Here is a 26,746-nt window from a genome sequence, read left to right on the forward strand (position 1 = left end):
ATCAGGTGGCCAATTATGCATGCACCTTCTTATTATCAATCCGAATCTTCCTTCTATGTGTCGTGAATAATCCGAAGTACCCTATCGTTACGAGGATACAGATTATAACATCAACAACAATCAAGTTCTGATAATCCCCAAAATAATCGAAGGACAGGCCTCCAATTAATGCACCTACTATACCGCCGCCCTGGTGTATGAGAAGTAGAACACCGGTTTGTTTTCCTTTACCCTTTGCAATCTCATTAATAACAAGCATTCCACCTGGTAATGCGCTTAAGTAGGTAATTCCGAACGCTATAGCAAAAAGAATTGGTGAACTTCCTAAATGCATAAAGAGGAAAGCAAAACCTACAATACGTATGCCATACAATAGAGACATCATCATTAATTTATTGTATCGGTCCAGAAAATAGCCGCAAATAAGCGCCCCCGTGATTTCCATAATTCCAAGTATGCTCATAGATAAGGCGATCATGCTTGGTGATACATCTGCCAACTGATGTATGGCTACCAAATTCATCTCGACGGATCCCATATTGATACCGCAGGTGAACAACGCAATCGCGACCACGACAAAGATAGGAAAAGAGATAAATCTTTTAGACGGTGCAATTACGCTAGATAATGTATCTTGACCATCGACTTCTATTGAACGATCCGAAGGAGCCCTCTCCGTATTTTTCGGTTGTGAACTCTTAATTCCTAACCAAATTACGGGAAGCGTCACACAAACACCTAAGATAAAAGAAGCCATAAAAGCGTTCTTCCAAGTCAGCCAGTCTATGGTTACGAAAATAGGAGTAACAATCGCTAATCCTACGGAAGAAGCACTCGCCAGCAAAGCCATTGCTTTAGCCCGATGATGCCTAAACCATTCAAACATCAATATATAATTCGTCGTCGCCCCAATACCTGCCAAACCAGAGATAACACCGTATCCAATAAAAAAGACAATAGGATGGTGACCTAACACGACAATACCAGTACCCAAAGTACTCAAAATTGCACTTAACATTAGTATCTTCTTTGTACCATACCGATCCACGAGCCAGCCCCCCAAAGGTGCACATACGGCTACGATGAATAAATTGGTGGACCATGCCATTGAGATAAATCCCCTGCTAATCTGTAAATCCGTCGATATTTGCACCTGAAAGAAAGACAAGCTGAAGCGGGTCAATGCACCAATAAATCCAATAACCCAGAGAGATCCTAATCCAATCCATGCATACCTGGATTCCTTAAACCATGTCGTTTCCATTATGGTTTCCACCCTTGTCTAATATAAAAGATACCGATCGGTATCTTTTATATTAGCATAAATGCTTTTTTTTGCAACAGAATAATTTCATTTGATATACTACGTGTACATATACAATTAAGGACGGAGGATGATAATGGAAAAGGGGGAGAAGACTCGCAATTACATCATAGCTAAAGCCGCTGAACTGTTTAACCAGAAGGGATATTCGGGCTCCTCGTTATCTGATATAACAGATTTGACAGGCATTAAGAAAGGTGGCATTTATCGCCATTTTTCCAGTAAAGATGAGATTGCATATGAAGCCTTTAGCTATGCGGGTAGTATTGTGGGGGCCCAACTAGCTAATGCCATTAGTCAGCAAGAAACGGCCTCTGGCAAGCTGTTAGCATATTTACATGTGTACGAGAAAGTAGTTGAAGCGCCACCTTTTATTGGGGGGTGCCCGCTCCTCAACACGGCTATTGAAAGCGACGACAGTCATCCAGGCTTACGTGAAAAAGCCCAGCAAGCCCTAATAGGCACACTAGAATCCAAAAAGAAAATCATTTCTGAGGGTGTACAAAGTGGTGAATTCAAAGCAGACCTCGATATTGAGGCACTAGCTACCTTCTCCCTTTCCATCATGGAGGGCGGTATCATGATGAGCAAGCTCGAAGGTAATAATCGGCACATACGGATGAATATCAAGAGCTTTGCTGCTTATTTAAAAAATGAGTGCCTACGCGAGCCCGGTTAGTTCATTCAAAACTTTGTTAACATACAAAGATTTTAAAATAAAAAGGAGCCTCGTCATTACTCACGAGGCTCCTTTAGCTTAATCTTAGTTCCATAACTTTATTTATGTTCCAACCACTGGCATTCTGTGATTTCTATTTCTGTAAATGTTGCTTTAAATGATGAATCTTCTGGGCTACAAGCATATAAACCAAAATTGATATACTCGCTCCCTTCAAACAAATGAAAAATACGCATCTGCTTAAATGTAATCCCATCAAGAGAATTTTCAACACAGAAGTCACTCTCACGCCGACTTAATCTGTAATACATTGTTTTTATTGTTGCATCGATATCTGTTGTAGCCCAATCCGAATATCCGTGATTCGTAACCACACTACCCAATCTTTGATATTCTTCATTCTCATATTCAATCGATGCCTTGAACCAATTGTCACTGTCCTGATAGACAATTACTCCACACTGATCAAATCTATGAGCACTATCAAAATCAGTCTTCACTATAAAAGAAAAATATTTCTCATCAGTCTTCATCAGTAGTGCAGGTGCATTATCATTTCTAAACCCATAATAGGTACGTTGCCAAAAATCAGTATTAGGCTCAGTCACAATTTCAATCTTGTTATCTGTAATAGAAGAAGTGCTTATTGGATGTTGCCAAAAGAGTTTTTCTTTTATAAAGTTCATTTCACTGCTCCTTATCTAGGTCCCTCTTTACCCTTGAATGTCCCTCCTGGCATCTTGCTCGGCGAGAATCTCTTTATCCTCCGCGTTATCTCTCGTCACTTTCTGAACGCCAACGGCGCTATATGAAATCAACAGAATAACAGCTATATAATACCCCTTTACATTCAATTGAAATGGAGCATTGTACAGACCAATAAAGAACATTACATACCCAATAACCAAGCCTGCAAAAGCCATAATTGTGAAAGCCCCTGTATTTCTCATCCTGTGTTTCGGATTTTCTAGCTTAATTTCCTTATCCTCTGAATTGTCTCTAACAACCTTTTGCACAACGATACAGCTAATCGTAATTAACACCATGCAAAGCAAATAATACCCTTTAACGTTCAATTCCCAATCGTCGTTGTACACCCCCAAACAGAATAGAAAAAGACCTGCAGCCAATGCAAAATACGATACCCCTGTGAAAGCAGCTGTGTTGCGTTTACGATACCTCTGATTCATCCGACGATTCCTCTCCCAATACAGAATTGAATGGTGTTATAACCTTCTTCACTATACCGTGGAACATCGGTAAAATTCTACCATTAATTAGGTTGTTTTGGGAAAACGCAAAGAAAACGGTCTCAGTCCCAGGTAATTCAGGACTAAAGCCGCCTCCTACATTTTCTGCAACTTTATGATTTAGAAATGCTACTCCCTCTCCTGATCCACCAATTGCTGCTGTGCGAGCCGAATCATCTCGCGGACCATCGATCCACCAATTTTTCCGCCAATCTGACCCACTGATTCTGTACTCAAATGTCCATTCTCACCGTGTTCCAATGGAATACCAAGTTCTTTTGCGACTTCATATTTCACATCATCAGGCCGCTCCGGATCTACATCATAACCCTCGCGCCGCATCACCTCGGCTTTAAATGTTTGCATTCCGCGATTAACTCCCGGCACTGCATATTTCCTGTTTCTTCTGGACATCCCTTATCCCCTCCTAAACATGTTTTAAGTAACATGCCCGGAAATCGGAACCTCCACCCCTGTTGATTTGCTCCGATTATTTCCAAGAGGGTGCTAAACTTCCGTTAATTTGATAATTTGATGTAAATTTAAAGATAAATCCTGTGTCCGATAGCGACCTCCTATTCGGACGATCCCCACAACAGGGAGGCCCAACAGTCATTTCATGACTGTTGGGCCTCCCTTATCCTGTATATTACTTGTTCGCTAAGAAAGCATCGATTTGCGCTTGCAGCTCAGCCTGGATTTTATCAATGCCAGCTGATTTCAGCTGTTTGTTCAAATCTGCAAGGCCTTTGTCGATATCTTTAATTACGCCGTACTCGAGCGGAATGGCATAGCGGAGCATTACATTGCCCACATTGGCAATTTCCGTCTTCACTTTGCTATTGTCGAATACAAAGGTTTCAAGGGCATAGTGATAGACGTTAGCTTCCCATCCCTTAGCCAGATCGTTAGCTTCTTGAGGGAATGCTTCATTGTCAAGATTGAGTGGTGAGTTGAAGTTCCAATTAGAGAATCCAGTAAAGTTTGGATTTTTGTCGAGTGCTTTGTATTTGGTGTCGCCAACCGGTTCATAGTGCACGCCACTAATTCCGTACATTATCAGGTCATGCAGTTCTTTATCATTCTGCATCAGATCAATCAGCATCAAGGAACGTTCTACATTTTTGGAAGTCGCATGAATCGACGTACCGTTTTGTGTAGAAATCGCCACTGATTTTTTCTTCCCTTGGTTGATATCAGCCAACGCCACTTCATAAGGAGAATTTTCTTGGCGCATCAAGGCCATGAGTGCTCCAAGTGTTCCGTTATTATGTGTAATCGAGGCCGTTTTGCCTGCTTTAAAATCCGCCTGATGATCATTTTTGCTGTTCAGAACGTTTTTCGACCAGGCATTGTTATCAGCGAGATCTTTGTAATACACGAGTAGATCCTTGAACTCTTGCGTTTCATTGACGTTAAAGACTTTGCCTGTTTCATCGGTCAATTTGAAGGCAAACGGAAGATCCAGGTCAAACATATTCCATTCGTTTTGCTGCTTCAGTAATACACGGTCCAAGTTATGATACTTCCAGTCTCCTGTTTCCGGAGTGAAAGGTGTAATCCCTTTTTCCTTCTCAGCTATCGTCTTCAAATAGGTAGCATATGCTTCCGGGCTGTTGATTTCAGGAAGATTGTATTTCTTGCGCAAATCTTCACGATATAGAATCAGCTTTTCAACAGACTCTCCTCTGTTTTGCGGAACCATATACAGCTTACCGTTTACTTTTGCCTGATCCCAGCTCACATCTGACATAGCTTCCTTAGTTTGCGGCATATATTTGGTAAGCAGCTCGTCGGTTAATTCTAGAAATCCGCCTTTCAGCGCCTGGTCATTATAACCAGCCCAGTTTGCCGAATAGATGAGGTCAAAATCTTCATTTGCCGCCAGCTTCAGTGGATATTTTTGAGCCCAGTCAGACCAGTCCAAGAACTCTCCCTCAAGGGTCGCATTAATTTTTTCTTTCAGTTTCTTGTTAATTTCAGCAAAAACACTATCATAGTCTATCGGTTTAGGCCCAACGAAGATCATTTTCAGCTTTACTTCTTTAGAGGTGTCTATGGTATCTGAAGTTTCGGCTGCATTCGTTGCACTCGCTGTTTCGGTAGGCTCACTTGTTACCTCAGCGGCATTATTGGTAGCCTTAGCCGGTGTATTGGCGTTGTTGTTGCCACCACCACATGCGCTCAAGATCATTACGAAGGTTAAAACGAGTGCGAGCATAATGAATCTATTTTTTCTCAGCATTTCAAGCCTTCCCCCTTGTATTCATTATATTGATAAACCGGATTTCCCCGGGTTCATCCTTTCACAGCGCCAATCGTCAAGCCTTGAACGAAATATCTCTGAACGAATGGATAAGCGAGCAGAATCGGACCTGTAGCTACAACCGTCATTGCCATCTTCAAGCTCTCGCTTGGAATCGATGTGGTTACGACTGCTCCTGCACCCATCATGGCTTTTCGCATGCCGTCCATATTACCAAGCATTTTGTACAAATAATATTGAAGCGGCATCAGCTTCTCATCAGAAATAAATAGAAGGGCATTGTACCAGTCGTTCCAATAGGCAAGAGCCAGAAACAAACCAATAGTAGCTAGCGCCGGCTTAGAGAGAGGCAGGATTAAACGGGCGTAAATCTTAAAATCGCCTGCACCGTCAATTTTAGCCGATTCTACTATTGCTTCCGGAATGCTGCCCATAAACGACTTCATAACAATAATGTAAAAGACGTTGAGCATCATCGGAATCACTAAAGCCATCAGTGTATCTTTGATATGGAGGTAATTGACCATAAGCAGATACCATGGAACCAGACCGCCGTTAAATAAAGTTGTAAAGAAAAAGAAGAACGAAAATTTATTACGCCATTTAAAATCTTTTCTGGATAGCGCATAAGCCGTCATCGAAGTCAGAAACAAGCCAAGCAATGTGCCTATTATAGTAACGCCTATGGTCACCATATAGGCTTGAATCATCTGGTCGGGATACTTAAACAAAATGCTGTAGGCTTCTGTTGAGAAGGCCGTAGGTATAAATTGATAGCCCTCTGTTAATATTTTTGACTCTTCCGTCAGTGATGAAGAGACGACAAGTACAAACGGGAATATACATAAAATTGCGAGAACGATTAGGGATACATAACCAATACCCGAGAATATTTTACGATCGAGCTGCTTCATATCGTTACCTCCATTATGAAAACTGTACCTCTGATGCGGTTAGAATAAGGCGCGGTCTTTATCGTATTTACGAACAGCATAGTTCACAGTCATGATCGTTGCGAAGCCAAGAACGGACTGGAAAACGCCAGCTGCAGCCGACATGCCGATATCATTCGAAGTAATCAGCGATCGGAAGACGAAGGTATCGATAACATCCGTCGAAGAGAACAACAAGCCATTATTGCCGATCATGTTATAGAACATCCCGAAATCACCGCGGAAAATATTCCCGACCGCCAGCAGCACCAAAATAATAATCGTCGGGTAAAGATTTGGAATCGTCACTTTCCGGATCCGCTGAAAAATATTGGCGCCATCGATTTCAGCCGCCTCATACTGTTCAGTATCTATGCCCGTAATCGCAGCCAAGTACATTACCGTTCCGTATCCAAGGCCTTTCCAGGCGGACACGAGAACCAGGATATACGGCCAGTAGGCAGGCGTATTGTAAATATCAATAGGTTCTAGCCCGAGTCCTCTAAGGAGTGCGTTCACAGTACCAATATCATAATTGAGCAGGTTATAGGCAATCGCGCCGACAACTACCCATGAAATAAAATAGGGAAGGAACAACGCCGATTGCGTAATTTTGCGGAACCATTTGCCACCGACCTCAAATAACATAATGGCTGCAAAAATTTGCAAAGCGTTATTTACAACGATGAATGCAATATTGTACAATGCTGTATTCCGTGTTACCCGCCAGGCATCTCCCGATTCAAAGAAAAATCGGAAGTTATCGAGCCCGTTCCAGGCACTTCCAAAAATACCGCCCGCGTAATCATAATGCTTGAAGGCAATAATAATGCCCGCCATTGGGACATAGGCAAACAAAAGAAAAAAAGCAACCGCCGGAGCCAGCATCAGCAACAGAACCCTATAGTTTTTTAAATCGCTCCAAAATGTATGCCCTTTCATCTTTGCACCCCTTTCTTCTCTATATCTCTCATTATAAAAGGACGGCGGCGGTGAGATAATTCAGCGAAACAACTAAACATAATACTAATTCAACGATTCTTAAACAATTTCGATAAAAAAGAAGACCCTGTTCCATATAGAACACGAGCCTCCTCAATAAGCAATCGATTCAGATTTTATTTTTCTTCCGGTACTCGCCGGGCGACATGCCCATATATTGCTTGAACTGCCTATTGAAATAAATAATGTTCTTATATCCGGCTTGTTCCGCAATCTCATATACTTTTTTTGTTGGATCCTCGAGTAGCTCGCATACCCGCTTCATACGTAATTCACTTAGAAAATCGCTGAAGAGACTATTGGTTTCGACCTTGAACAGATGCCCCAGATAGTTAGGGGTAAAGTCGAAATGTGCGGCGACCTCGTTTAGCGTTATTTTTTGATCTAATCTTTCTTTCACATACTCCGTGATTTCATCAATTAACTTACGTTTTTGCCTTTGGCGTTTCAAATAAAGCAGCTCAGACAGTTCAAAGAATCTTCTTCTCAGCCACGATAGGATATCATGCACCGTTTCGAACTGAAACAGCACAAAAGGATGATGCGAATCCCAATTCAAAATCTCGTACAAATGCTCATTCATTTGCTGCAGATCAGCATGAAGCTTAGAGGTGATCCGGATAATAATATCGTAGATGTCGTTTTTCTGGGAGATCGGGCTGTCTCCGGCAAATAGTTGAAGCAAGCAATCATCAATAGTGGTAAGGTCGTAGTCGAGCATAGCTTTAAGCATACGATCCACAATAACCTCTAAGTCCGAAGCCATCTTTTCCTTTGGAGACCATTCCGAGGCATCTTGGATTAACCTATTCTTCCCTACGATCCATTTAATGCTTAAAGCGGCCTGCGCCTGCCGATAGGAATCATGTAGCTTGACCGGGTCGGTTGTGTACATTCCTCTTCCGATCGTAATCGAACAGGAGAACTCCTGATAGAACGCCCGAATCAACTCTTCCAGCAAAGCTGTAAAATATTGTTCCTGAACCGCAGCAAGGATCACAAAGTGATCGTCATAGGTCGTAATTACCATGCCCAAATTTTGATCCTGAGCAAACTTCCGGATAAACTGATTGGCAGTGCTGCTCCATAAACTCCGCTCTTCTTCCGTCCAGGTTTGGATTTTTCGCGCCATGTCGTCGATCTCAATGATGGCAACCGCCGATGCACCTTGTAAGTATGGCGTGAGGACGTTGTGAATGTGCGTTTCAACCTGTCCCGGTGCCGCCTCGTTAAACCAACGCAGCAGTAGCTCCTGATTAACAAGCGTCAGCGTTTCCGACAAGGAAGTACGCTGCGTCCTCTCCTTCTCAATCTTGGCGCAGAGTTCGGTCAGCGTCTCGTTCAGCTCGTCATCATCCACAGGCTTAAGCAGATAACTGTATGCATTCAATTGAATCGCTTCCTTGGCATAATTGAAATCCTGGTGTCCGCTAATAAAAAGAATATGGACCTCAGGGTTAATCTCCTTCGCTTTCCGCGCAAATTCCACGCCCGACATAATCGGCATGCCGATATCAGAAAGAATGATATCAACAGGATGCTGCTCCATCATTTTCAGAGCGGCAAACCCGCTCGTTGCCGTTCTCACGCTATGCAAAGACAAATGATCACTGCCGGCTACACGCCGTCTAAGCCATTCCAAATCGATTACTTCATCATCCACCAGCAGAACATTGATCTCCATTGCCATACTCCTCACTCCCCCATCACTTCCCTGATTTCTGCATTTTCCACCGGTAAAATAATTTGAACTGTCGTTCCCGCTCCAAAATAGCTGCCGATTTGAATGCCGAAATCGCTCCCGTATCGCAGTTTAATTCGTTCTTCCACATTTCTCAGACCGTAGCTGCCTGGTTGATATGCGCTTGATCGCATGTTTTGAAGTGTCTCCGGCCGCATGCCGATCCCGTTATCAATGACCTTGAGTTCGATGCGGTCACCCAGCCGCTTTCCAGTAATACGGATCGCAATGGTCTCCCCGAACCAGGCGTGCTTGAATATATTCTCCACAAATGGCTGCAAAATCAGCTTAATAATAGGCACCTGTAAAATTTCCGGATCGACATCATAATAAACCTCAAAGGCGTCCGCATACTTCACTCTCTGAATTTCCAGATACATCCTCACCTGCTCCAGCTCATTTTCAAGAGAAATATATACATGCCCGTCGTTTAATGTGAGTCGATAAAACTTGGAGAGGCCTTGCACCATCTGCGTAACCTTCTCCACTTCCCCCATATTGGCCAGACTTCCGATGGTGGACAGCGTATTGTACAGGAAATGCGGACTGATCTGGGCTTGAAGCACATCCAGCTCCGCTTGCTTTTTCTGAATGCCCTGCACATAAACGTTCCGGATGAGTTCCTGAATGCTGGTCGCCATTTGGTTGAAGCTATTAGCGATATAGACAAATTCATCGTTCCCCGGAAATCCGATTCTTTTATAAAAATTACCCTCCTGAAACGATCGGACCAAATACACAATCCGCTTGATCTTCTTGCCAGATATACGTGCGACTAGAAAACCGATCATAGCCATCACCAAAAAACTGATGGAACAAACGGTACTAATCACCTTCCGCATTCTACTAGCATCTTTGTTCAAATAAGAGTGAGGTACGCGCGCCTCAATGACATAGCTTGATACCGGAATATCTTCACCAATAACTAAATAAGCATCTTGTTTCGTATCTTCAGCAGCAGCACCTTGCTCATACAAAGTCATTCCTGTAGCCCTATCCAACAGACGAAGTTCAATCCCCTGTTCAATCGGAAAAGTATCAAAATTACCAAATAGCTCATCAATCCTCGCCGTAACGCGAATATATCCGATAATAGCAGGTGCTGCCTTGGAAGAAACAAGCTTGCGGAAATATGAAATATTACCCAGCTCCCGGTCGGTATCCGCTTGAAGCCACAAACTGTCTTGATTATTCGTAACAATCGACTTAAACCACTCCGTATTCTCGATCACCTGGTCAGAAAGAACATAATAATCACTCCGACCGATGGGTGTCGACATATCATCCCCGGTAATTTCAAGCATCGTCTCATTGACGGTAAAAAGAGCAAGTCTCAGCTTGTTCCCATACAATTGCAGAGGGGCTTTCATATAAGGAACGATATCATCTCTCATTTTGAGCATATTTTCCAAAGGATCTCCCCTGAACTGAAGGGCATTCTGAAAATTCGTATTTAGAAACAGCGAGTTGGTCATACGTTTGATTTCATCTGTCTGGTATTCGATGTTGTTCCTCGTCTGCTTTAATGCGGTCCGGACATTCGTTTCCGCCATTTCAGTCCTGGACTCTACGAGCATTGTATAGGCTATATAACCTACCAGCATATCTGTCAGCAATACAAGAATGAGATACGGAATCATCATCTTGTATGTGAATGGAATATACTTTTTACTAGACAGTTTTCTCTCCATGCGCATGCTCCCTTATATACGTATCCATACGACTGCTATTTCGACCCATTCTACAACGAAAAGAAAGCGGTTACTATATCTTGTATTTGGAAACTTTGTTTTAGAGTAGCACTCTGTTCTCCAAAATATTTTTCAAGCTAATATGCGATTTGGAAGGCCCGAACTTTATAAGGTGATCTTGAAATTCAGCAAGCGCCTCAATCGTTGAGGTCTGTACCTTAATGAGATAATTATATTCTCCACTAATGCGGAACAAATCGGTAACTTCCATAGCATTGTTACAAAAATCGGTGAGCTCTTGACAATGTTCTGTTTTAATTAGAATAAAAGTAGTCGTACCCCGGTTCAGATCCCGCAAATTAAAAGCTGTATGATACCCCGATATGATGTTCCTTTCCTCCAACTTAATGATTCTTTCTTTAACGGATGGTTGTGACATCGAAACCTCTTTACTGATTTGTGAAATGGGCATTCGGGCATTGTACTGTAATAATTGCATAATCTTTTTATCAATATCATCCATAAGATGCTCCATATCAAGCGCCTCCTAACGTTATTTAATAAAATAAACTCTTTCGTCTAAAATACCTTATATTCAATAACCATGTCAGTATAAAACACTTATCTTATATATGTATCTCCTATTTTAATCCAACTATAATAAATAGTACATTAGATATAGGAGCGATTAAAGATGAGCGTAAAAGGCCTTGCACATATAGCGATTCAAGCCAAAGATTATAAAGCAACAATTTCATTTTATATCGACGTTTTAGGGTTCAAGTTAGGTCATCATTGGAGTCTGCCCTCCTTTCAAATCAAAGAAGCTTCGATGCTTATTTCACCTGATCAAAGAACTTGCTTAGAGATTTTTGATAACGATGCAGTCATTGCCGCCCAAGGGAAAAAAGCCTTGTCTGAAGAGGAAGTAGCACACGGAGCGTTACTACATTTTGCTTTTTACGTAGATAATGTGGATGAGATATACCAAAAAGCCCTTGCTCATGGAGCAAAGGCTTTTATAGAACCAGATTCGCTTTCCCTTGGTGAACCGCCTCTTCTGATCAAGAACGCGATCGTTCACAGCCCCAATGGGGAAGTTATCGAATTTCTTGAAGAAGTTGATTTTGATATGTCTAATTACACTACTTCATACAAAGATGCATCCAAGGCTTGAATAAAGTACGACCAATCGCCTGTCGTGTACAGTAGAAGCCGATGCATCGCGCGTGTACAAGCTGTATAAAAGAGTTTACGTTCACTCTCCCGATGATAAGTCTGCGTAGAAGCATCGTAAATTAGCACGGCGTCGAATTCTACGCCCTTAGCAAGGTACGCAGGGATAATTAGCGTTCCCTTCTCAAAGGTGAGCGTCTCCTTCGTAATAAGCCGCAGATTCTCGCCCCCCTGTGCAAGCAATGCTTCATAGGCTTCGCGGCTTTCCGCAGCAGTCTTAGTAATAATGGCGATGGAGTCTAGACCTTCAGCCATAAGCGCCGCAAGATCCTCTTTTATCCGCACCGCCCGCTCCACATCATTGCTAGCCTTCAATAGGTGCGGCTTCTTGCCTCCCCTATCAAAAGGTACGATCTCTTCATTAGGTAGCAGCGCCATCGTAAACTCCACAATCTCACGAGTCGAACGATAGCTTCGGATTAAACGAAATAGGTTCGTTTCCTCTTCACCATAAAGCCGGATCAAAGGAGAATCCACCTCTTGCAAATTCGTCGCTTGCGGGAATATCGCTTGACTGAAATCACCGAGTACTGTCATGCTGGCGCGGGGAAACAGTTGCTTGAGAAACGCGAATTGGAACGGCGAATAATCCTGTCCTTCATCAATAAATAAATGCCGCACCATTGTATTCGTGCGTGAACCCTCGATAAGCTCTTTTAAATAAAGGAATGGGGTCTCATCCTCATAAAAAAGTTCGGTATGGCTCAACTTTTCTTTCGTTTGCATACAGATTTCTGGCCATTGATCAGGTACTTCGGTCTCACCCGTCATATTCCGATAAGTGGCTTCATCCCTAAATAACTGCTCGTATAATCCCATCATATCTATGAATTTTAACCGTTTGACATCCCGTCTCAGCGGTTTGAAGTGCTCCTTCACGATCATGCCCCGCAGCAGCTCATCTTCCTGCGAACTAAAATCAAAGACATTCTCTTCCCCGTCCTTCTGAGTACGAAAATCGCCATAGATTTCAAGATACTGCTCCGTAAAATCGAAGACAGCCTCTTCTCGCCGGTACTTCTTAAGCACCTCACTGTATGCTTCGGCATATTGATCATTGTCGAGGTAATCGACCTCATCTTGAACCCAGGGTGCCTCCATTTCCTGACGCTGTAGCTTAGTCAACTCACGCAGCAGCCACTCACGTAGTAAAGCGACGCGATTAGCCAATCGTATAGAGCTGTCATAGCTATAAAATTGCGACTTCATTTGCTCCGCAGTAATCAACTCGCGTTCCTGAAAATGAATACTGTGGAACAGCATTCCATCTTTGCCTAACCATAATGCGTAGCTTTGGAGAGCATGCAGGAAAGCCTCTGAAGCCTTATATTGCATCCCCGTTAACCGTGCTTCATACCCCTGTGAAGATTGTGATGTCAGTACATATTCAATCTGCTCGAAGGGGCCCTCTAAATTCATCGTGGATCCGAGCCAATAGGCAAGGTACTCCTGAAAGGTCGTTTGCTGCATATTCTCTTCGCCGAGCTCAGGAAGCACCGTCGATACATAACTGTTAAACATCGGATTTGGCGAAAAAAGAACGATCTGATCCGCCTTGAGCCTATCGCGGTGTTTGTATAATAAATAGGCTACCCGTTGCAGCGCTGCGGACGTTTTGCCGCTGCCAGCCGCTCCCTGCACAATAAGCATACGGCTTTTATCATTACGGATGATGGCGTTCTGTTCCTTCTGGATGGTCGCCACAATGCTCTTCATTTGTGAATCTGCGCCTTTACCAAGCACCTGCTGCAGCAATTCGTCCCCTATCGTTAAGCTCGTATCGAACACATTCTGGAGCTGACCGGAACGGATCTGATATTGTCGCTTCAGCATCATCTTACCAGTAATCTGTCCTCCCGGCGTTTCGTAAGTAGATGGCCCTGGGGAATGATCATAGTACATGCTTGCAATAGGCGTTCGCCAGTCATACACCAGAAAGTCCACACCGTCTGCATCAACGAAAGAAGCCACTCCGATATAAATTTTCTCACTCAAGCTCAAACCGTCTTCTTGAAAATCCATTCGTCCAAAATAGGGAGACGGCAGTAGCCGTTGCATATTCTTAAAACGCTGCACCCGTTGCCGGTGGCTGCGCTCCCGCTCGGATAACAACGCTTCTTGCTGCTTTATACTGTAGAAGGTCTCTTCGAAATCTTCGTCGGTGCTCGTATTGACCGTGACTTCTTCCCAAAACCGCTTGCGAATGTCCACCACTTGATCACGTAACCCAGTCACTTCTGGTTCTAGTGCTGCGATTCTTGATCGCAGCTTTTCCGTAACCAAATCAAGCCGATCTTGTTCTTGCTGCCAATCCATTACGTTTACCATCTTCACGAACACGCTCCTTTTCAGTCTTGTTATAAAGAAGCAAAAATTAAAATTTGACAAACTGTTAATCTACATGGTATTATAATAGTGTAGATAAGATGTTACATTTATGCTCAAAAAAGCGAAATAAACAGTGATTATCTTATAATATCATGAACTTTTCTTGCATGCAAATTATATATATAAGTTAGAAGAACCAGCAGACTCTGCTGGTTCTTCTTTTTGAATGCCTAGCTTGGGCGTACATAGAAAATAGACCGTCCCTCGGACGGTCTATTTTCTTACTCAAGTAAGCTTACTATTTAGTTTGCAATAAATTCATGATGATGGTCACTGCCTCTGCTCTTGTTGCTGTCTCATTTGGTGCAAATACATTGCCGTTACGTCCGCTCACAATGCCTGATTTCTTCACGGCTGCAACTGCATCCTTTGCCCATGCAGGAATTTGGCTATCATCAGCAAAGCCTGTTGATGCCGCCGTTGTTAAATCTACTCCTGCTGCTCTAGCGATCATTACCGCAAGCTCTGCACGTGTTATGCTCGCTGCCGGACGGAAGGTAACATCCTCATAGCCGCGTATAATCTTCGCCTCTAAGGCTTGTGCAATGGACTTCTCGGCCCAAGCAGGGATTGTATCTGTGAAGCCCAGTTCCACACCGTTTCCTGTAGGCTTCAGCGCATTCATCAGCATCACCGCAAATTCAGCGCGTGTCACCGCATCATTCGGTTTGAACGTTCCGTCGGTATAACCCTTGACGATCCCTTCGCTCACCGCTTTCTTAATATTAGCCTGTGCCCAATGTCCCGAGATATCGCTAAATTGAGCCTCTATTGTCGGTTCAGTAGATGCATTTGTTACTGGTAATCCAGTCGCTTGATCCACTACGAGTACAGCAAACTTCGTAAAGTGCTCCACATCTGCAGCAATACGATTTCCATCTATTTTGCCGCCATTAACTTTCACCCAGCTCTTCTTCACTTCATCATAATAAAAGATCGCTACAGTTTGACCGCTCTTCACTTGTCCTGAGTCGAACACAAAGGTTATCGTGACTGGTTTACTAAAGTTCTCCGCGAAGTTTTTTAGAACTTCATAGATCGGGCTTACGAAAATCTCATGATTGCTGAGAAGACTCTCTGTTTGGAGCACTTTCTCAATCGTTAATACCAACTGCTTGCCTGAAGCATTAGCTGGAATAGAAATAACAAGCCCATTATCCAGTCTGACTTCGCCCGCTTGACCTGCAGGAAGCGTCAGTTTCCCATTGGAGGAGATAACCGGAAGTAATAGATTAGAGGTACTACCACCATCATTACCACCGTTTCCATTGCCATCAGAACCGTTATCTTGCACAGCTCTCGTTATCATTGCTGTATATCTCGTACCTGTACCATCTTGGGCAATTACGAATAACTCCAATTTATTATTACCGACTTCAAGAGGAAGCTCTATGCTGGTAGCCCCACTTGCCAAACTTATCGGACCCGCCACAAGCGTATTGGCACTATTGTACATATTCGCTGTCAAGGTGCCATAAACCGCATCACTGGCCGTTGCCGTTACTGTGAAGTTAGATAAGGAATACGGTACATTCGCTGTATAATCGTATACACTTCCGCTCACTGTTTGATCCAATATTATCCCACTCAAATTCAAGCTGTTCAAGCTTGCACTGGAACTTAATGTTGTAAACGTAATCTCTTGTCCGTAGCTTACTCCGACTCCATTCACAGCATAGGCACGTACATGATAGGTAGATCCAGACTGAAGTCCTGTAAGACTTACTAAAAAGGCTCCTGTTCCACCTGATTCAGCTATAGCCTTACCATCCTCAATTGTCGGATTGGCACTAGTAGAATATACCATTCCGCGCTCTGTAACCGTAGCACCACCGTCCGAAGTGATGTTTCCTCCAACCGTAGCTGTCATAGATGTGATATTTTGTACTTCTGCATTCGTATCAACAATAGCAGATTCCTCAATACCCTTGACAAAGCTTAGATAGAAATCATCAATCGATCCCCATGCGCCGCCATCTGCTTTGATATTAGCTCCGATTGTAAGGGTTCCATCGGTAACGAGAATATCCTGGATCTCAGAATTATTCCACTGTGCCCATCCTTTCACACCGGTGTTTACTTTCACTTCCTTACCATCCGTTACAGCAAATAGATTCATATTGGGGTTGGCAGCATCTCCCCCTTGAATAAACATCGAAAGATTATAATATCCCGGCTTCAGACCAGAAATAGTCTGCTCTACTCTAAAATCCACTGCTTTTGCAGAGTAGAAATGTAGTGAATAGTTGCCTGTTTTGGCATCAGTAACTTTATTTTGGTAGTCTGTATGTGGAGCATTAACGTCAGCATAGGTGATTTTCCACATGCTTCTATCACTATTTTCAAAGCCTGCGTTGACGATAAAGTTCTCTTTTTTAATAACTAGAAAAGCCTTTACCACCTGACCGCCTTCCACCATTCCACCGATCACATAGCTGCCCGCGCCCTTACTAATGGCTTGCTCAAGCGCAACTTGATCCCAAACGACTGACATCTTGCCGGAACTTCCATCATTGTAAGTAACACTTACCTCTGTTGGCAGATGAATTGGCTCCCCAGCAATCGCCGTTATCGAAACATCCTTAATTTCATCTACAGCAATAGGGGCCACTGCGCCTGTATTCACATATTTGAACACATTCAGCGAGGCAAGCGGATGTCCGTTAAAATCAAACAAAGCCTGGTTATCAACGGCACTTCCGCCATACCATTCCCCTGCATCATCAGGGTCATATTCCTTCGCGTAGCTGGATGCCCAACCGGAACCGTACTGTTCCCAAATCAACTTATTCTGCTCCAGATTGTCTTTCGAACCTACCGGAAGCCATGCAGGCTCCCAATAAAACACGCCAATTCCCGCTTTACCCACATTCGCAACCGCTGCAATTACATCTCTAACCGAAGTGGCCTGACCTTGAACGCTTATAGGATAGTTTAAGGTTTGACCTGAGCTTTGCGGTGCTGTATTTCCGTGTCCATCCCCATCCTCAGCGGTATACGCGTAAGAGGTTTCTGCTACCATTACTTTTTTTCCATAAGTATCAGCCACTTGCTTCAACACAGCTGTCAAATTGCTTAATGTACCGTGCCAGAATGGATAATAAGAACTTGCAAACACATCATAGTCTACATTGTTATCTTGCAAATTCTTCGCTATAGTGGCATATCTGCCTGCCGACTCCGGATTTGTAAAATGCAGAGCAACCAGAATATTCGGATTGATCTCCCGAATGGCTTTACTTCCCTCATTGAACAATTGGCTCATCTTCGTCCAATTAGATTCACCAACGAATTGTCCATTCGTTTCATTGCCTACCTGAACCATACCAATATCAATTCCTGCATTAAGCAGGGCTTGCAGACTTACTTTGGTATATTCGTAAAGTGCAGTCTTCTTATCTTCAAAACTCAAATTGGCCCATGCCTTCGGCGTATGCTGCTTGGCCGGATCGGCCCAAAAGTCGGAATAATGGAAGTCCACTAGCAGCTTCATGCCGTTTGCGGTCGCCCTTTTACCAATTTCAATCGCGGTTGCCAGATCATTATTGCCCCCACCATAACCTTTTCCAGCTGTATCAAAAGGATTATTCCATATCCGTACCCGAACGTAATTAACCCCGGCTTCATGTACGGTTTGAAATATATCCTGCTCAGCTCCGCCTTCATTATAAAATTTGACTCCGCTATTCTCTAAAGAAATAATACTGGAGATGTCCACGCCCTTAATAAAATCAGGCTGAAGTCCTTCCACCTTCTTCACAAAAATATCTGCCGGCACCGGCAGGGTCGTATCCGTACTCACTTGTTTCAACTCAAAGCTGTCCAAAAATCCATATGCGCTTGGAGCGCCGCTTATATTCGCACCGACCTCAAGACTCGGAGTAGCCTGCTTCAGGATAAATTTCAGGTTGAGTGTTCCCCAAGCATTATAGCCAGTGGTAGCCACAGCGGATGCCTTCTCGTCACCCGCAAACAATTCAACATTCCCCGTTTCATTGTCAGTACCGCCCATTGACTTAACTGAGAGCTCATAACTTCCCGCAGGCAGGTTCGTTATGGTCTGCTTAAGCGAGATGGTCTGGTTTCCAGTAGCAACTTTGTTAATCCAATATTTAAAAGCATGAGCACCTTCAGCTGGATTTAGCCAAGTATCATCGGCATATGCAAAATGCTTAATTTCTACCTGATCCCAATCTGCCGCATCGACACTCCATGATCCATCTTCCCAGAAATTGTCCTCGAAACCGCCATTTACTATTAAAGAACTGTTCGAATCTGCAGCCAAAGCACTCCTCATGTTGAATGAGAATGAACTTAGCAGCAACAACACTGCTAAAAATGCAGAGATACCCTTTTGATTAACTCTCACGTTCTGATCACCTTCCATTCTAAATTTTTAGATGCATATGTGCGCGTTCTGATTTATGTAAGCACTTACAAATCAATATACCAATAGTTAAAATATTTAGTAACGGATGAAAAGATAACATTTTGTATGCTTAAGCAAGCTTTATAGGCTTTAATCTTCATTTTCCATTATTCTGGAATAGATGATATTAAATAGATTTTAGATTTTTTTATCCAAATATAACTTTTTGTATGCCTTCTCCATCTAATCATACAGAGGGCCCTCAAGGAGGAACAATCATTTGCTGGAAAACGAACTGGATATCAAAAAAGCGCAGAAAGGCGACCACGAGGCGTTTACCCGTCTTTTCAGGCAACTGGAATCCCAGTTGTACAGATTAGCCAAAACCATTCTGCTAAAAGATGAAGATTGCGCGGATGCTCTTCAGGAAACGACACTGAAGGTGTATAAAGGGCTCACCAACCTTAAACAGCCTAAGTTTTTTAAAACGTGGGTTATACGCATCCTGATTAATGAATGCAATCAGTTACTTCGTATGCGAGAGCGAACTATAGCTGTGGCGGAGATTCCCGAAGAACCGGTTGATTCCTATGTGCATTTTGAAGATTCAGGCAACGTAGACCTGCAAAGCTTCATTAATCAGTTGGACGAATCCCTGCGGCTTGCTATCGTGCTTTTTTATTATGACGATTTATCCATTAAGCAGATTGCAGATGTGCTCGACATCTCCGAGGGAGCGGTCAGAGCACGACTTCATCGCGCACGGAGATTGTTGTCCAAACAGATACATCCTGTGCGGGAGGAGGGTCTTGCTAATGAATAATAACCATTTAGAGAAGCAGATCAGGGAGCTAGGAAAGGCTAATACACAGGAGCTTCCTCCTTTACTGCGGTCGCGGCAGGATTCCATTTATGCATCGCTCGCCACAATTGTCCAGGATCCTGTGAAAAAGGAAAAGAAAAAACGGATATATCCAAAAATCGCAGCTGCTGTATCTGCAGCGATAGTGCTCAGTGTTATGCTAACGGCCGTCTATCCGCCAACATTGGCCAATGCGCTCAAGCAGCTTCCATTGATTGGTGGGATTTTTGAAAGGGCAGATGACATAGGATTGCAGGCCGCTCAGCGTCTGGGTCTGATCACCCGACCGAATAGCAGTGATACGCATGATGGAATCACCTTGTCTGCCGAAGAAGCAGTATTTGATGGCAACCGATTGGCATTCTCAGTGAAACGTGAGGGAGAAGGGCTGGACGGTAAGCTTGCCGGGGTGACGATTGGAGCAGATGGCAAACCTTTTCTAGGGAAAGGTTCGATAATGTCAGCAGAAGTATTGATCGATGGGGTTTCAATGGAGCAATTCTCAGATGGTCGTTGGGAAGCTGTTCCTTTTCTATCCTGGATGGAAGGCAAGGAGCAGAATACAGCTATTTTTGAACTGGTGGATGCTTCGAATTTGGGGATCACCAAGCCTTTTCCTGATCAATTTGTACTGACTGTAACCCTTCTCTTAAACGGTATAGATACACCATATATTCTAGAGATTCCTGCACGGAAGGTCACAGAAAATAGTATTGCCGTACCTGATGTACGTGCACAAGCAAAGGAATGGAGTCTGACGCTGCAAAAGCTGGAATATAGCCCATTAACCACACGTCTGTTGCTTAAGCTTGAACAAGAGACTGGCGGCGATTACGCAGATTTTAATACATTTGGCTTTGAAGTGATGGACGAACAGGGGATGGTTCTGCAAAATATATCACAAAAAGCACTCCTGTCTTCCAATAGATCGCGGGATCTGAATCTGCTTGTAGAGCCGTTCGAGAAACATCCCAATATGCTCACAATCCGTGGCTATCTTTATGAGTTCGAGGACCCAAAAAGTAAGAGTGGCGCATTCAAAATAGACCATGCTGGAAATCCTATGAAGCATTATATCGACGGTCTGGAAATAAACGTGCTAGTTAAATAAAAACTAAGGAGATGGATTTCATGAAGAAAATGACTACGAAACTGTCTGTAATTTTAAGTGCTGCTGTATGCCTTGGAGCGTTGGGAATGCCGGCGCTAACCCAAGCAGCCAGTGTTCAAACCGCCGCTGAAGCTTCCCTGAATACAACAAAAGTCGCCGATTCACACGATCAGCTTACTTTAAAGGGCAGTGCACAGTTTGACGGTAATTATATTAAGATCGATCTGAACCGTGAGGGATCCGTGTTCTCAGGAATGCTCGCAGGAGTAACCTTGAATGAGAAAGGTGAAACTTATCTGGCAGAAGGAACCATTGTGGGGATAGACGCCAAGATCTCTGGACCAGGAGGGATTGATTTACAATCACCACGCTGGATCAGTGATGCTGACGCCAACAAGGCGGTTGTTGTATTGCAGACCGGATGGCTAACTGAACAGCAAAAGGCAAGCCTAGCTTCCTCTGAATTGAGCATCCATGTGAAGCTTAACGGAATCGAAGATCCGTATGTACTAAAGTTTTCTCTCAAGCAAGCAGGAGTAGCGCGTAACATTCAGCTACCCGCTTTAAAGAAAGACAACCAATTTGAAATCAAAACCAATCATGTTGCTGTGGGAGAGACTTCTGTGCGCATTGCTTTAGCAGTGAAAGGGGTTGCTACCCAAGCACAGGCTTTAGGATATGATATTTATGATAATCTGGGAAACGAATTAGAATATATTGCACGGGAATCTGTTGCAACAACCCAGAATACTGTTTCTGAAGATTTATTGTTCGAGGCGCTTCGCCCGGCCGCAGAATATCTCATTATCAGACCTTATCAAGCGGTATTTGAAAAAGGCACTGCCGGGGCTTATAAAGTAGATGCCAAAGGCAATGTAGTTAAGAATTACAACAAACAACTGGAGATCAAAATTCCTTTGAAATAATAATCGTTATCGCAGCAACAGATCCATATTTAGGAGGAAAAGGGGAGTACCTGTTGGCCGTAAGGCCTGAGGTACTCCCCTTTTGCATGGATGAAGCGTAATTGTACTACTAGTCATCCATAGACAAATCCAGTGTATTCCCTTTTCGAATGAAGACCTTGTAATTAGCAATTTTGTTGTTCAGCATCTTCTCTGTCTCTGTTAAATGTCTGATTTGATCCTGAACTGAGCTTCTATGATCTTCCAGAATATTCAAGCGGGCTTGGCTTGTATGTTCTCCTTCTAAATATAGCTGGGCATATTGCCTGATTTGTGAGATGGGCATTTGGGTTTGCTTTAACCTCAGCACAAATCGCAGCCAAGCAAGATGAGTATCATCATATACCCTTTCCCCATTGGCATTTCGTATCGGAGCAACGATCTCTTCTTTTTCATAATATCTCAGTGTATATGTGGTTATCCCCAATAACTTGGATACCTCGCTAATCGTGTACATGCATATCCTCTACTCTATTTTATTTTGAAAGTCACCCTGATTATAAAAAACATTTGCCTTAGAGTAAACTCTAACCTATATAATCAAATCGCTTTAAGATCGAATTACATTCTCGTAGAAAAAATAGGAGGCATTCACATGAAATACACTGTAATTACCGGCGCTAGTTCAGGGATAGGTTATGAAACAGCCCTAGCTTTTGCTTCTCGTGGAAAAAACTTAATCCTTGTGGCCCGCAGAAAGGAACAGCTGGAGGAATTACAGTCTGAAATTGCCCGGATTCAACCGAATGTAGAGGTCGTCATTCAAACGGCTGATTTATCCGTTATCGAGAATGCTTATACGTTGTATGAGGGCCTGCAAGGATATGCCATCGAAACCTGGATCAACAATGCCGGATTTGGGAACTTCGCTTCAGTAGCCGAGCAAGACTTAAATAAAATAACTACAATGCTACATCTGAACATAGAAGCGTTAACCATACTCTCCTCTCTTTTCGTTCGTGACTATTCTACTGTTGAAGGAACGCAATTAATCAACGTTTCATCTGGTGGCGGCTACACCCTTGTGGGCAATGCTATAACCTACTGCGCGACCAAGTTTTATGTAAGTGCATTTACCGAAGGACTCTCTCATGAATTAAAGAGTCAAGGTGCACCTATGCAGGCTAAAGTGTTGGCACCTGCCGCAACAGAAACAGAATTCGCGAAGCGTGCTTTTGATGTCACGAACTTCGAATATCACGGCGCTGTGCGGAAATTCCATACCGCGAAGGAAATGGCTGGCTTCATGCTTGATCTGTATGACAGCAATCATGTGGTAGGACTTGTGAATGGTTTGACGTATGAGTTTGAGTTGAGAGACGCTATTTTAAATTATGTGGAGAGTACGCGATAGGCTTGTCTCGAAAGTTAAACAAATATGGCCATCCTTCAACGGATGGCCATGCACACTAACCAAGATATTGACACTTCCATTCGAAAATCTCATCAACAGCTTGATGAGCTCCACCGGATGTTCGAAAAGAATCTTTAGTCGTTGCAACAGCTTTTGGGAATGACGGAAGGGTGAGCACACGCTCTACAGCTTCACGCAGTTCAGTTGCAGTTAATCCTTGCATTTGTAATTTAATGCCCGCTCCAAGATTGACGACTTGCTCCGCAATGATCGGCTGATCCGCACTTTGTGGGATTACAATTAGCGGAACCCCATAGTAGAGACCCTCATGCGCACTATTCATTCCACCATGCGTAATGAATATTTTTGTGTACTGTAATATATCCGTCTGTGGAACATAGTTTTTAACTATGAAGTTGTGAGGAATTTCTCCCAAATCATAGATTTGCACTTTGTTCCCAATGGACATAACAATCGTATGATCCGTATTCCCGAATGCCTCAAAACAAAGCTTATAGAAATCACTTGCTTGGTTGAAGACCGTACCCATTGAAATGTAAATTAGGTCCTTCCCCTTGATTGCAGAAAATTCAAAATGATCTGACGTTAATCGTGCAGAGATGGAAGGACCAACGAATTTATATGATGGGTCGAAGGCTTCTCCATAAGGTTGAAACTCCCTTGTCGTATACACGATGGTAAGTGGTGCAGGATTACAGAACACTTCATAAGGAGAGTGAATCTGTACACCGTATTGTTCCTTTATTTTTAAGGTCAGACTTTGAAATCTATCGTCTACAGCTTTTACTATTTCTGCAGGCGCTTCTGTGTAGAATCGTTCCATGATTTGATCAAATGATTCCTTAGTCTGTGCAAAAGAAGTACAAGAGTTGATTGCAGGAAGATTAAGAATTTGAGCCAGTAAACGTCCACAACCAAACATCGAATCATGGATGATGTAATCGAAATGCTCCCCTTTGATCTGTTCAAGAACGCTTGGTATAACGATATCCGCCGTAAGTAAAAGCCCATTGACTCTTTCAAGCAGATAATCCCTTCCACCTGAAATAAAGGCCTTTACAAATTGTTGAGCGTCCAATGTCCGTACTATAGCACCTGTCTCCTCCATACGCTCCCGAAAAGCTTCTATAGTGAAGTACATTACCTCTTCTCCACGAGAAATAAGCTCCTGTACAACACCAATCGTTGGATTGATATGTCCCTCTGATCCAGCATTAATAAATAAGACACGTGCCATGCCTACCACTCCTCAGTTATGACCTTAGTTACGATGTATGTAGCTCCCTCTTTTGTCCTTTTCAATGTACCCATTATATGTTTAACTAAGAACCGACTTCTACTTATCAAAATCTCCAAATGATATTCTAATCCTAATTTTATCTAATCTTGCTATAATAATGAAAACATATTTAGCGAAGAATGGAGAGTGATGAAAACATGGACCGGATTCTGATCGTCGATGATGAACCCGACATTCGTGAGCTTATTCGCTTACATCTGGAACGTGCGGGATGGGACATCTCCGAAGCGGAGTCTGGGCGGCAGGCGATCCTACAGCTACAAACGCAGCCTTTCTCACTGATCGTTCTGGACATCATGATGGACGACGGTAACGGTTTCGAAGTTCTACGCTACTTGCGGGAACATCGCCCGGAAACGCTGGTTATTGCGCTTAGTGCGAGAAGAGAGGTGGAGGACAGAATTGATGCGCTTGGACTGGGAGCCGACGATTATATGACCAAGCCTTTCAGTCCAATGGAACTGCTGGCGCGGATACAGGCCCATTTCCGCAGGCGCCATCCCGAGACATTTAGCCGGCCCCATGTGATTCAATTGAATAAGCTTATTCTGGATATCGACAATTATGTACTACATAATGATGGGCAACAACATGGACTGACTCCAGTCGAATGCCATCTACTGCAAGTGTTCATGCTCAATCCTGACCGCGTACTAACAAAAGGAGAAATATACAAGCAAGTTTGGCAGCATGAAAACTATGACGCCAACAACCTCAGCGTCTTCATCAGCCGCATCCGAAAAATACTTGAAAGCGCACCCGGGTCCCAATCTAATCTTCATACCATTCGCGGCATCGGCTACCGCCTCTCAGGTGACGGACGATGAAGAGACGAACTAAGCTATGGCTGATGATGCTATCCAGTGCCGCAGGAAGTATCGTCTTGTTTATTACGATTACCCTAATGACCGGGAAGACTTGGACCCCAGGATATGATCTGAAGACGTTAAACGCCATCTCACATGAAGCACTTGCGGCTATAGAACGGCAAGACGCCTACTCGGGACCAGAGGTTCAACCTCTTCTGGAAGAAGTACTACGCCCGCATTCCAAGATCCGCCTAGAGTGGCTGGCTGAGGACGGGTCGACACTGTATGATTCCGCCGGCGAGAATAATTCCTACGACTTCCGCAAATTAGCCGACCGTGTTGACCATATGCCAAATAATCTTTGGGGTGAAAATACTCCGATCACTCTCACTTATTCCGTTGCCCATGATCATCGATCCTATTACATGTTATTGAGTTTATCCAGCGAAGACATGACATCTGGACAAATATATTTTTTTCTCCGAACGTATAAGGCTTTATTAACATTTATTTTACCTCTGTTACTGGCGTTGTTGCTACCCTATCTCCTTTCCTTATGGTTTTTCTCTTCCACCGATCGTCGCATTACAAAACTGAACAACGCGCTGAACCAAGTTGGAATCCGACGCGATATCATCGTGCTGGAGGATAAGTCGAGGGACGAGATTGCTCAGCTGACTCAGCACTACAATTCAATGGCAAAGCGTATCCAGAGCCAGTCTGCCCACATCGAACAGTTAGAACATCGGCGAAGACTGCTCTTATCGGACCTGTCTCACGATTTGCGAACGCCATTAACTATGATTTTGGGTTATGCCGAGATGATCCGAACCGGTGCGTACAAGAATGAGAACGAGCTTCAGTCCGGGGCCAAAATCATCCTGCAGCGCTCTCGCTACATGGATAAGCTGCTTGATCAATTACTTGACATTACCCGTCAAGAAGAGCATCTACTTCGGCTTCAGCTGGCTCCGCATAACCTGTCGGAATTAATGCGAAAGATCGCAGCCGAGTACCTCTTATTCCTGGACGATAAGAACATCGTGGTGGAGGCAGACATCCAAGATACAGATGTCGAGGTCATGATCGACGCACCGCTAATCGAACGTGCTTTGCGCAACTTGCTGGACAATGCCGTTCGTTACGGTGAAGAGGGACATTATCTGGGAATTGGACTAACGGAGGAACAAGAGGAAGTGGCTCTCACGGTCAAAAACCGGGGTAAAGGTATCGCCCTGAAGGATCGCGAGCATATCTTCGAGCGTTTCTACCGCGCCGACGGTGGAAGAAAAGGCGAAGGGCTCGGCCTCGGGCTCTCGATCGTCAAGGAAATCGCGGAATTGCACCATGGCAGCGTGCAATTGCTGGACGAAGCCGTGACGGAAACCATTTTTCAGATTAGAATTCCTAAGAAGTCTCCTAGTGAACGTGAAAATTAACGTTGAT

The 26,746-nt window shown here is 43.6% G+C and carries 22 protein-coding genes and 1 pseudogene; 8 read left to right on the forward strand and 15 right to left on the reverse strand.

Features of this window, described 5'->3' with window-relative positions:
• Positions 1-13: 13 nt before the first annotated feature.
• A complete protein-coding gene (locus tag MHB64_RS30040; RefSeq protein ID WP_094868468.1) occupies positions 14-1,264 on the reverse strand; it encodes an MFS transporter in 1,251 nt (416 codons plus the stop codon).
• 136 nt (positions 1,265-1,400) lie between these two features.
• Here MHB64_RS30040 and MHB64_RS30045 point away from each other — a divergent pair, with 136 nt between their 5' ends.
• Complete coding sequence (locus MHB64_RS30045; RefSeq protein WP_094868469.1) at positions 1,401-2,003, forward strand: TetR/AcrR family transcriptional regulator; 603 nt, start codon at positions 1,401-1,403, stop codon at positions 2,001-2,003.
• A gap of 98 nt (positions 2,004-2,101) precedes the next feature.
• On the opposite strand, the gene MHB64_RS30050 is transcribed toward MHB64_RS30045, so the two are convergent.
• From MHB64_RS30050 to MHB64_RS30095, 10 genes and pseudogenes are all read right to left on the reverse strand, one after another.
• On the reverse strand, positions 2,102-2,689 hold the full coding sequence (locus MHB64_RS30050; RefSeq protein WP_341135999.1) for a DUF1349 domain-containing protein: 588 nt from the start codon (positions 2,687-2,689) through the stop codon (positions 2,102-2,104).
• Between the two features lie 27 nt (positions 2,690-2,716).
• Complete coding sequence (locus MHB64_RS30055; protein WP_306035596.1) at positions 2,717-2,953, reverse strand: YiaA/YiaB family inner membrane protein; 237 nt, start codon at positions 2,951-2,953, stop codon at positions 2,717-2,719.
• A 57-nt stretch (positions 2,954-3,010) separates the two neighbouring features.
• Positions 3,011-3,193 (reverse strand): annotated as a pseudogene (locus MHB64_RS30060) (YiaA/YiaB family inner membrane protein); the annotation flags it as partial.
• A 189-nt stretch (positions 3,194-3,382) separates the two neighbouring features.
• Positions 3,383-3,667, reverse strand: a complete 285-nt coding sequence (locus MHB64_RS30065) for an alpha/beta-type small acid-soluble spore protein (RefSeq protein ID WP_076285007.1) — start codon at positions 3,665-3,667, stop codon at positions 3,383-3,385.
• A 235-nt stretch (positions 3,668-3,902) separates the two neighbouring features.
• Entirely contained in the window at positions 3,903-5,498 is a 1,596-nt protein-coding gene (locus tag MHB64_RS30070) for an ABC transporter substrate-binding protein (RefSeq protein ID WP_341136000.1), read from the reverse strand.
• Positions 5,499-5,551: 53 nt separating this feature from the next.
• Positions 5,552-6,433, reverse strand: coding sequence for a carbohydrate ABC transporter permease (locus MHB64_RS30075; protein WP_094875299.1), 882 nt, complete (start codon positions 6,431-6,433; stop codon positions 5,552-5,554).
• A gap of 39 nt (positions 6,434-6,472) precedes the next feature.
• Positions 6,473-7,393, reverse strand: coding sequence for an ABC transporter permease (locus tag MHB64_RS30080; RefSeq protein WP_094868472.1), 921 nt, complete (start codon positions 7,391-7,393; stop codon positions 6,473-6,475).
• 169 nt (positions 7,394-7,562) lie between these two features.
• On the reverse strand, positions 7,563-9,137 hold the full coding sequence (locus MHB64_RS30085) for a response regulator (RefSeq protein ID WP_341136001.1): 1,575 nt from the start codon (positions 9,135-9,137) through the stop codon (positions 7,563-7,565).
• An 11-nt stretch (positions 9,138-9,148) separates the two neighbouring features.
• Positions 9,149-10,885, reverse strand: coding sequence for a sensor histidine kinase (locus MHB64_RS30090; protein ID WP_341136002.1), 1,737 nt, complete (start codon positions 10,883-10,885; stop codon positions 9,149-9,151).
• Positions 10,886-10,985: 100 nt separating this feature from the next.
• Positions 10,986-11,420, reverse strand: coding sequence for an Lrp/AsnC family transcriptional regulator (locus MHB64_RS30095; protein ID WP_341136003.1), 435 nt, complete (start codon positions 11,418-11,420; stop codon positions 10,986-10,988).
• A 159-nt stretch (positions 11,421-11,579) separates the two neighbouring features.
• Between MHB64_RS30095 and MHB64_RS30100 the strand changes: the two genes are divergently transcribed.
• Positions 11,580-12,062 (forward strand): VOC family protein, encoded by a 483-nt coding sequence (locus tag MHB64_RS30100; RefSeq protein WP_094868475.1) that lies wholly within the window; start codon positions 11,580-11,582, stop codon positions 12,060-12,062.
• Here MHB64_RS30100 and helD read toward each other — a convergent pair.
• Entirely contained in the window at positions 12,026-14,449 is a 2,424-nt protein-coding gene (gene helD, locus MHB64_RS30105) for an RNA polymerase recycling motor HelD (RefSeq protein WP_341136139.1), read from the reverse strand. The genes MHB64_RS30100 and helD overlap by 37 nt on opposite strands.
• Positions 14,450-14,747: 298 nt before the next feature.
• Positions 14,748-18,806, reverse strand: coding sequence for a glycosyl hydrolase 53 family protein (locus MHB64_RS30110; RefSeq protein WP_341136140.1), 4,059 nt, complete (start codon positions 18,804-18,806; stop codon positions 14,748-14,750).
• Positions 18,807-19,158: 352 nt separating this feature from the next.
• Here MHB64_RS30110 and MHB64_RS30115 point away from each other — a divergent pair, with 352 nt between their 5' ends.
• The 3 genes from MHB64_RS30115 to MHB64_RS30125 are packed head-to-tail and all read left to right on the forward strand — an operon-like array spanning position 19,159 to position 21,777.
• Positions 19,159-19,701 carry a sigma-70 family RNA polymerase sigma factor gene (locus MHB64_RS30115; protein WP_256989671.1) on the forward strand — a complete coding sequence of 181 codons (543 nt, stop codon included), beginning with the start codon at positions 19,159-19,161 and terminating at the stop codon, positions 19,699-19,701.
• A complete protein-coding gene (locus tag MHB64_RS30120) occupies positions 19,694-20,851 on the forward strand; it encodes a DUF4179 domain-containing protein (protein WP_341136004.1) in 1,158 nt (385 codons plus the stop codon). The genes MHB64_RS30115 and MHB64_RS30120 overlap by 8 nt, the downstream gene beginning before the upstream one ends.
• A gap of 20 nt (positions 20,852-20,871) precedes the next feature.
• Complete coding sequence (locus MHB64_RS30125; RefSeq protein ID WP_341136005.1) at positions 20,872-21,777, forward strand: DUF5643 domain-containing protein; 906 nt, start codon at positions 20,872-20,874, stop codon at positions 21,775-21,777.
• Positions 21,778-21,886: 109 nt separating this feature from the next.
• On the opposite strand, the gene MHB64_RS30130 is transcribed toward MHB64_RS30125, so the two are convergent.
• Positions 21,887-22,273, reverse strand: coding sequence for a MerR family transcriptional regulator (locus MHB64_RS30130; protein ID WP_341136006.1), 387 nt, complete (start codon positions 22,271-22,273; stop codon positions 21,887-21,889).
• A 138-nt stretch (positions 22,274-22,411) separates the two neighbouring features.
• On the opposite strand from MHB64_RS30130, the gene MHB64_RS30135 reads away from it, so the two are divergent.
• Positions 22,412-23,170, forward strand: coding sequence for an SDR family NAD(P)-dependent oxidoreductase (locus MHB64_RS30135; RefSeq protein WP_094875289.1), 759 nt, complete (start codon positions 22,412-22,414; stop codon positions 23,168-23,170).
• A gap of 55 nt (positions 23,171-23,225) precedes the next feature.
• Here the strand turns inward: MHB64_RS30135 and MHB64_RS30140 are convergent, their stop codons facing one another.
• Positions 23,226-24,428, reverse strand: a complete 1,203-nt coding sequence (locus MHB64_RS30140) for a macrolide family glycosyltransferase (protein ID WP_280788041.1) — start codon at positions 24,426-24,428, stop codon at positions 23,226-23,228.
• Between the two features lie 200 nt (positions 24,429-24,628).
• On the opposite strand from MHB64_RS30140, the gene MHB64_RS30145 reads away from it, so the two are divergent.
• Both MHB64_RS30145 and MHB64_RS30150 read left to right on the forward strand, forming a co-directional pair.
• Positions 24,629-25,318, forward strand: coding sequence for a response regulator transcription factor (locus MHB64_RS30145; protein ID WP_179281477.1), 690 nt, complete (start codon positions 24,629-24,631; stop codon positions 25,316-25,318).
• Positions 25,315-26,739 carry a HAMP domain-containing sensor histidine kinase gene (locus tag MHB64_RS30150; protein ID WP_341136007.1) on the forward strand — a complete coding sequence of 475 codons (1,425 nt, stop codon included), beginning with the start codon at positions 25,315-25,317 and terminating at the stop codon, positions 26,737-26,739. Before MHB64_RS30145 ends, MHB64_RS30150 begins: the two co-directional genes overlap by 4 nt.
• Positions 26,740-26,746 lie beyond the last annotated feature (7 nt).

It is taken from the genome of Paenibacillus sp. FSL K6-2859, from assembly GCF_038008265.1.
Taxonomy (GTDB): Bacteria; Bacillota; Bacilli; order Paenibacillales; family Paenibacillaceae; genus Paenibacillus_AQ; species Paenibacillus_AQ nitricinens.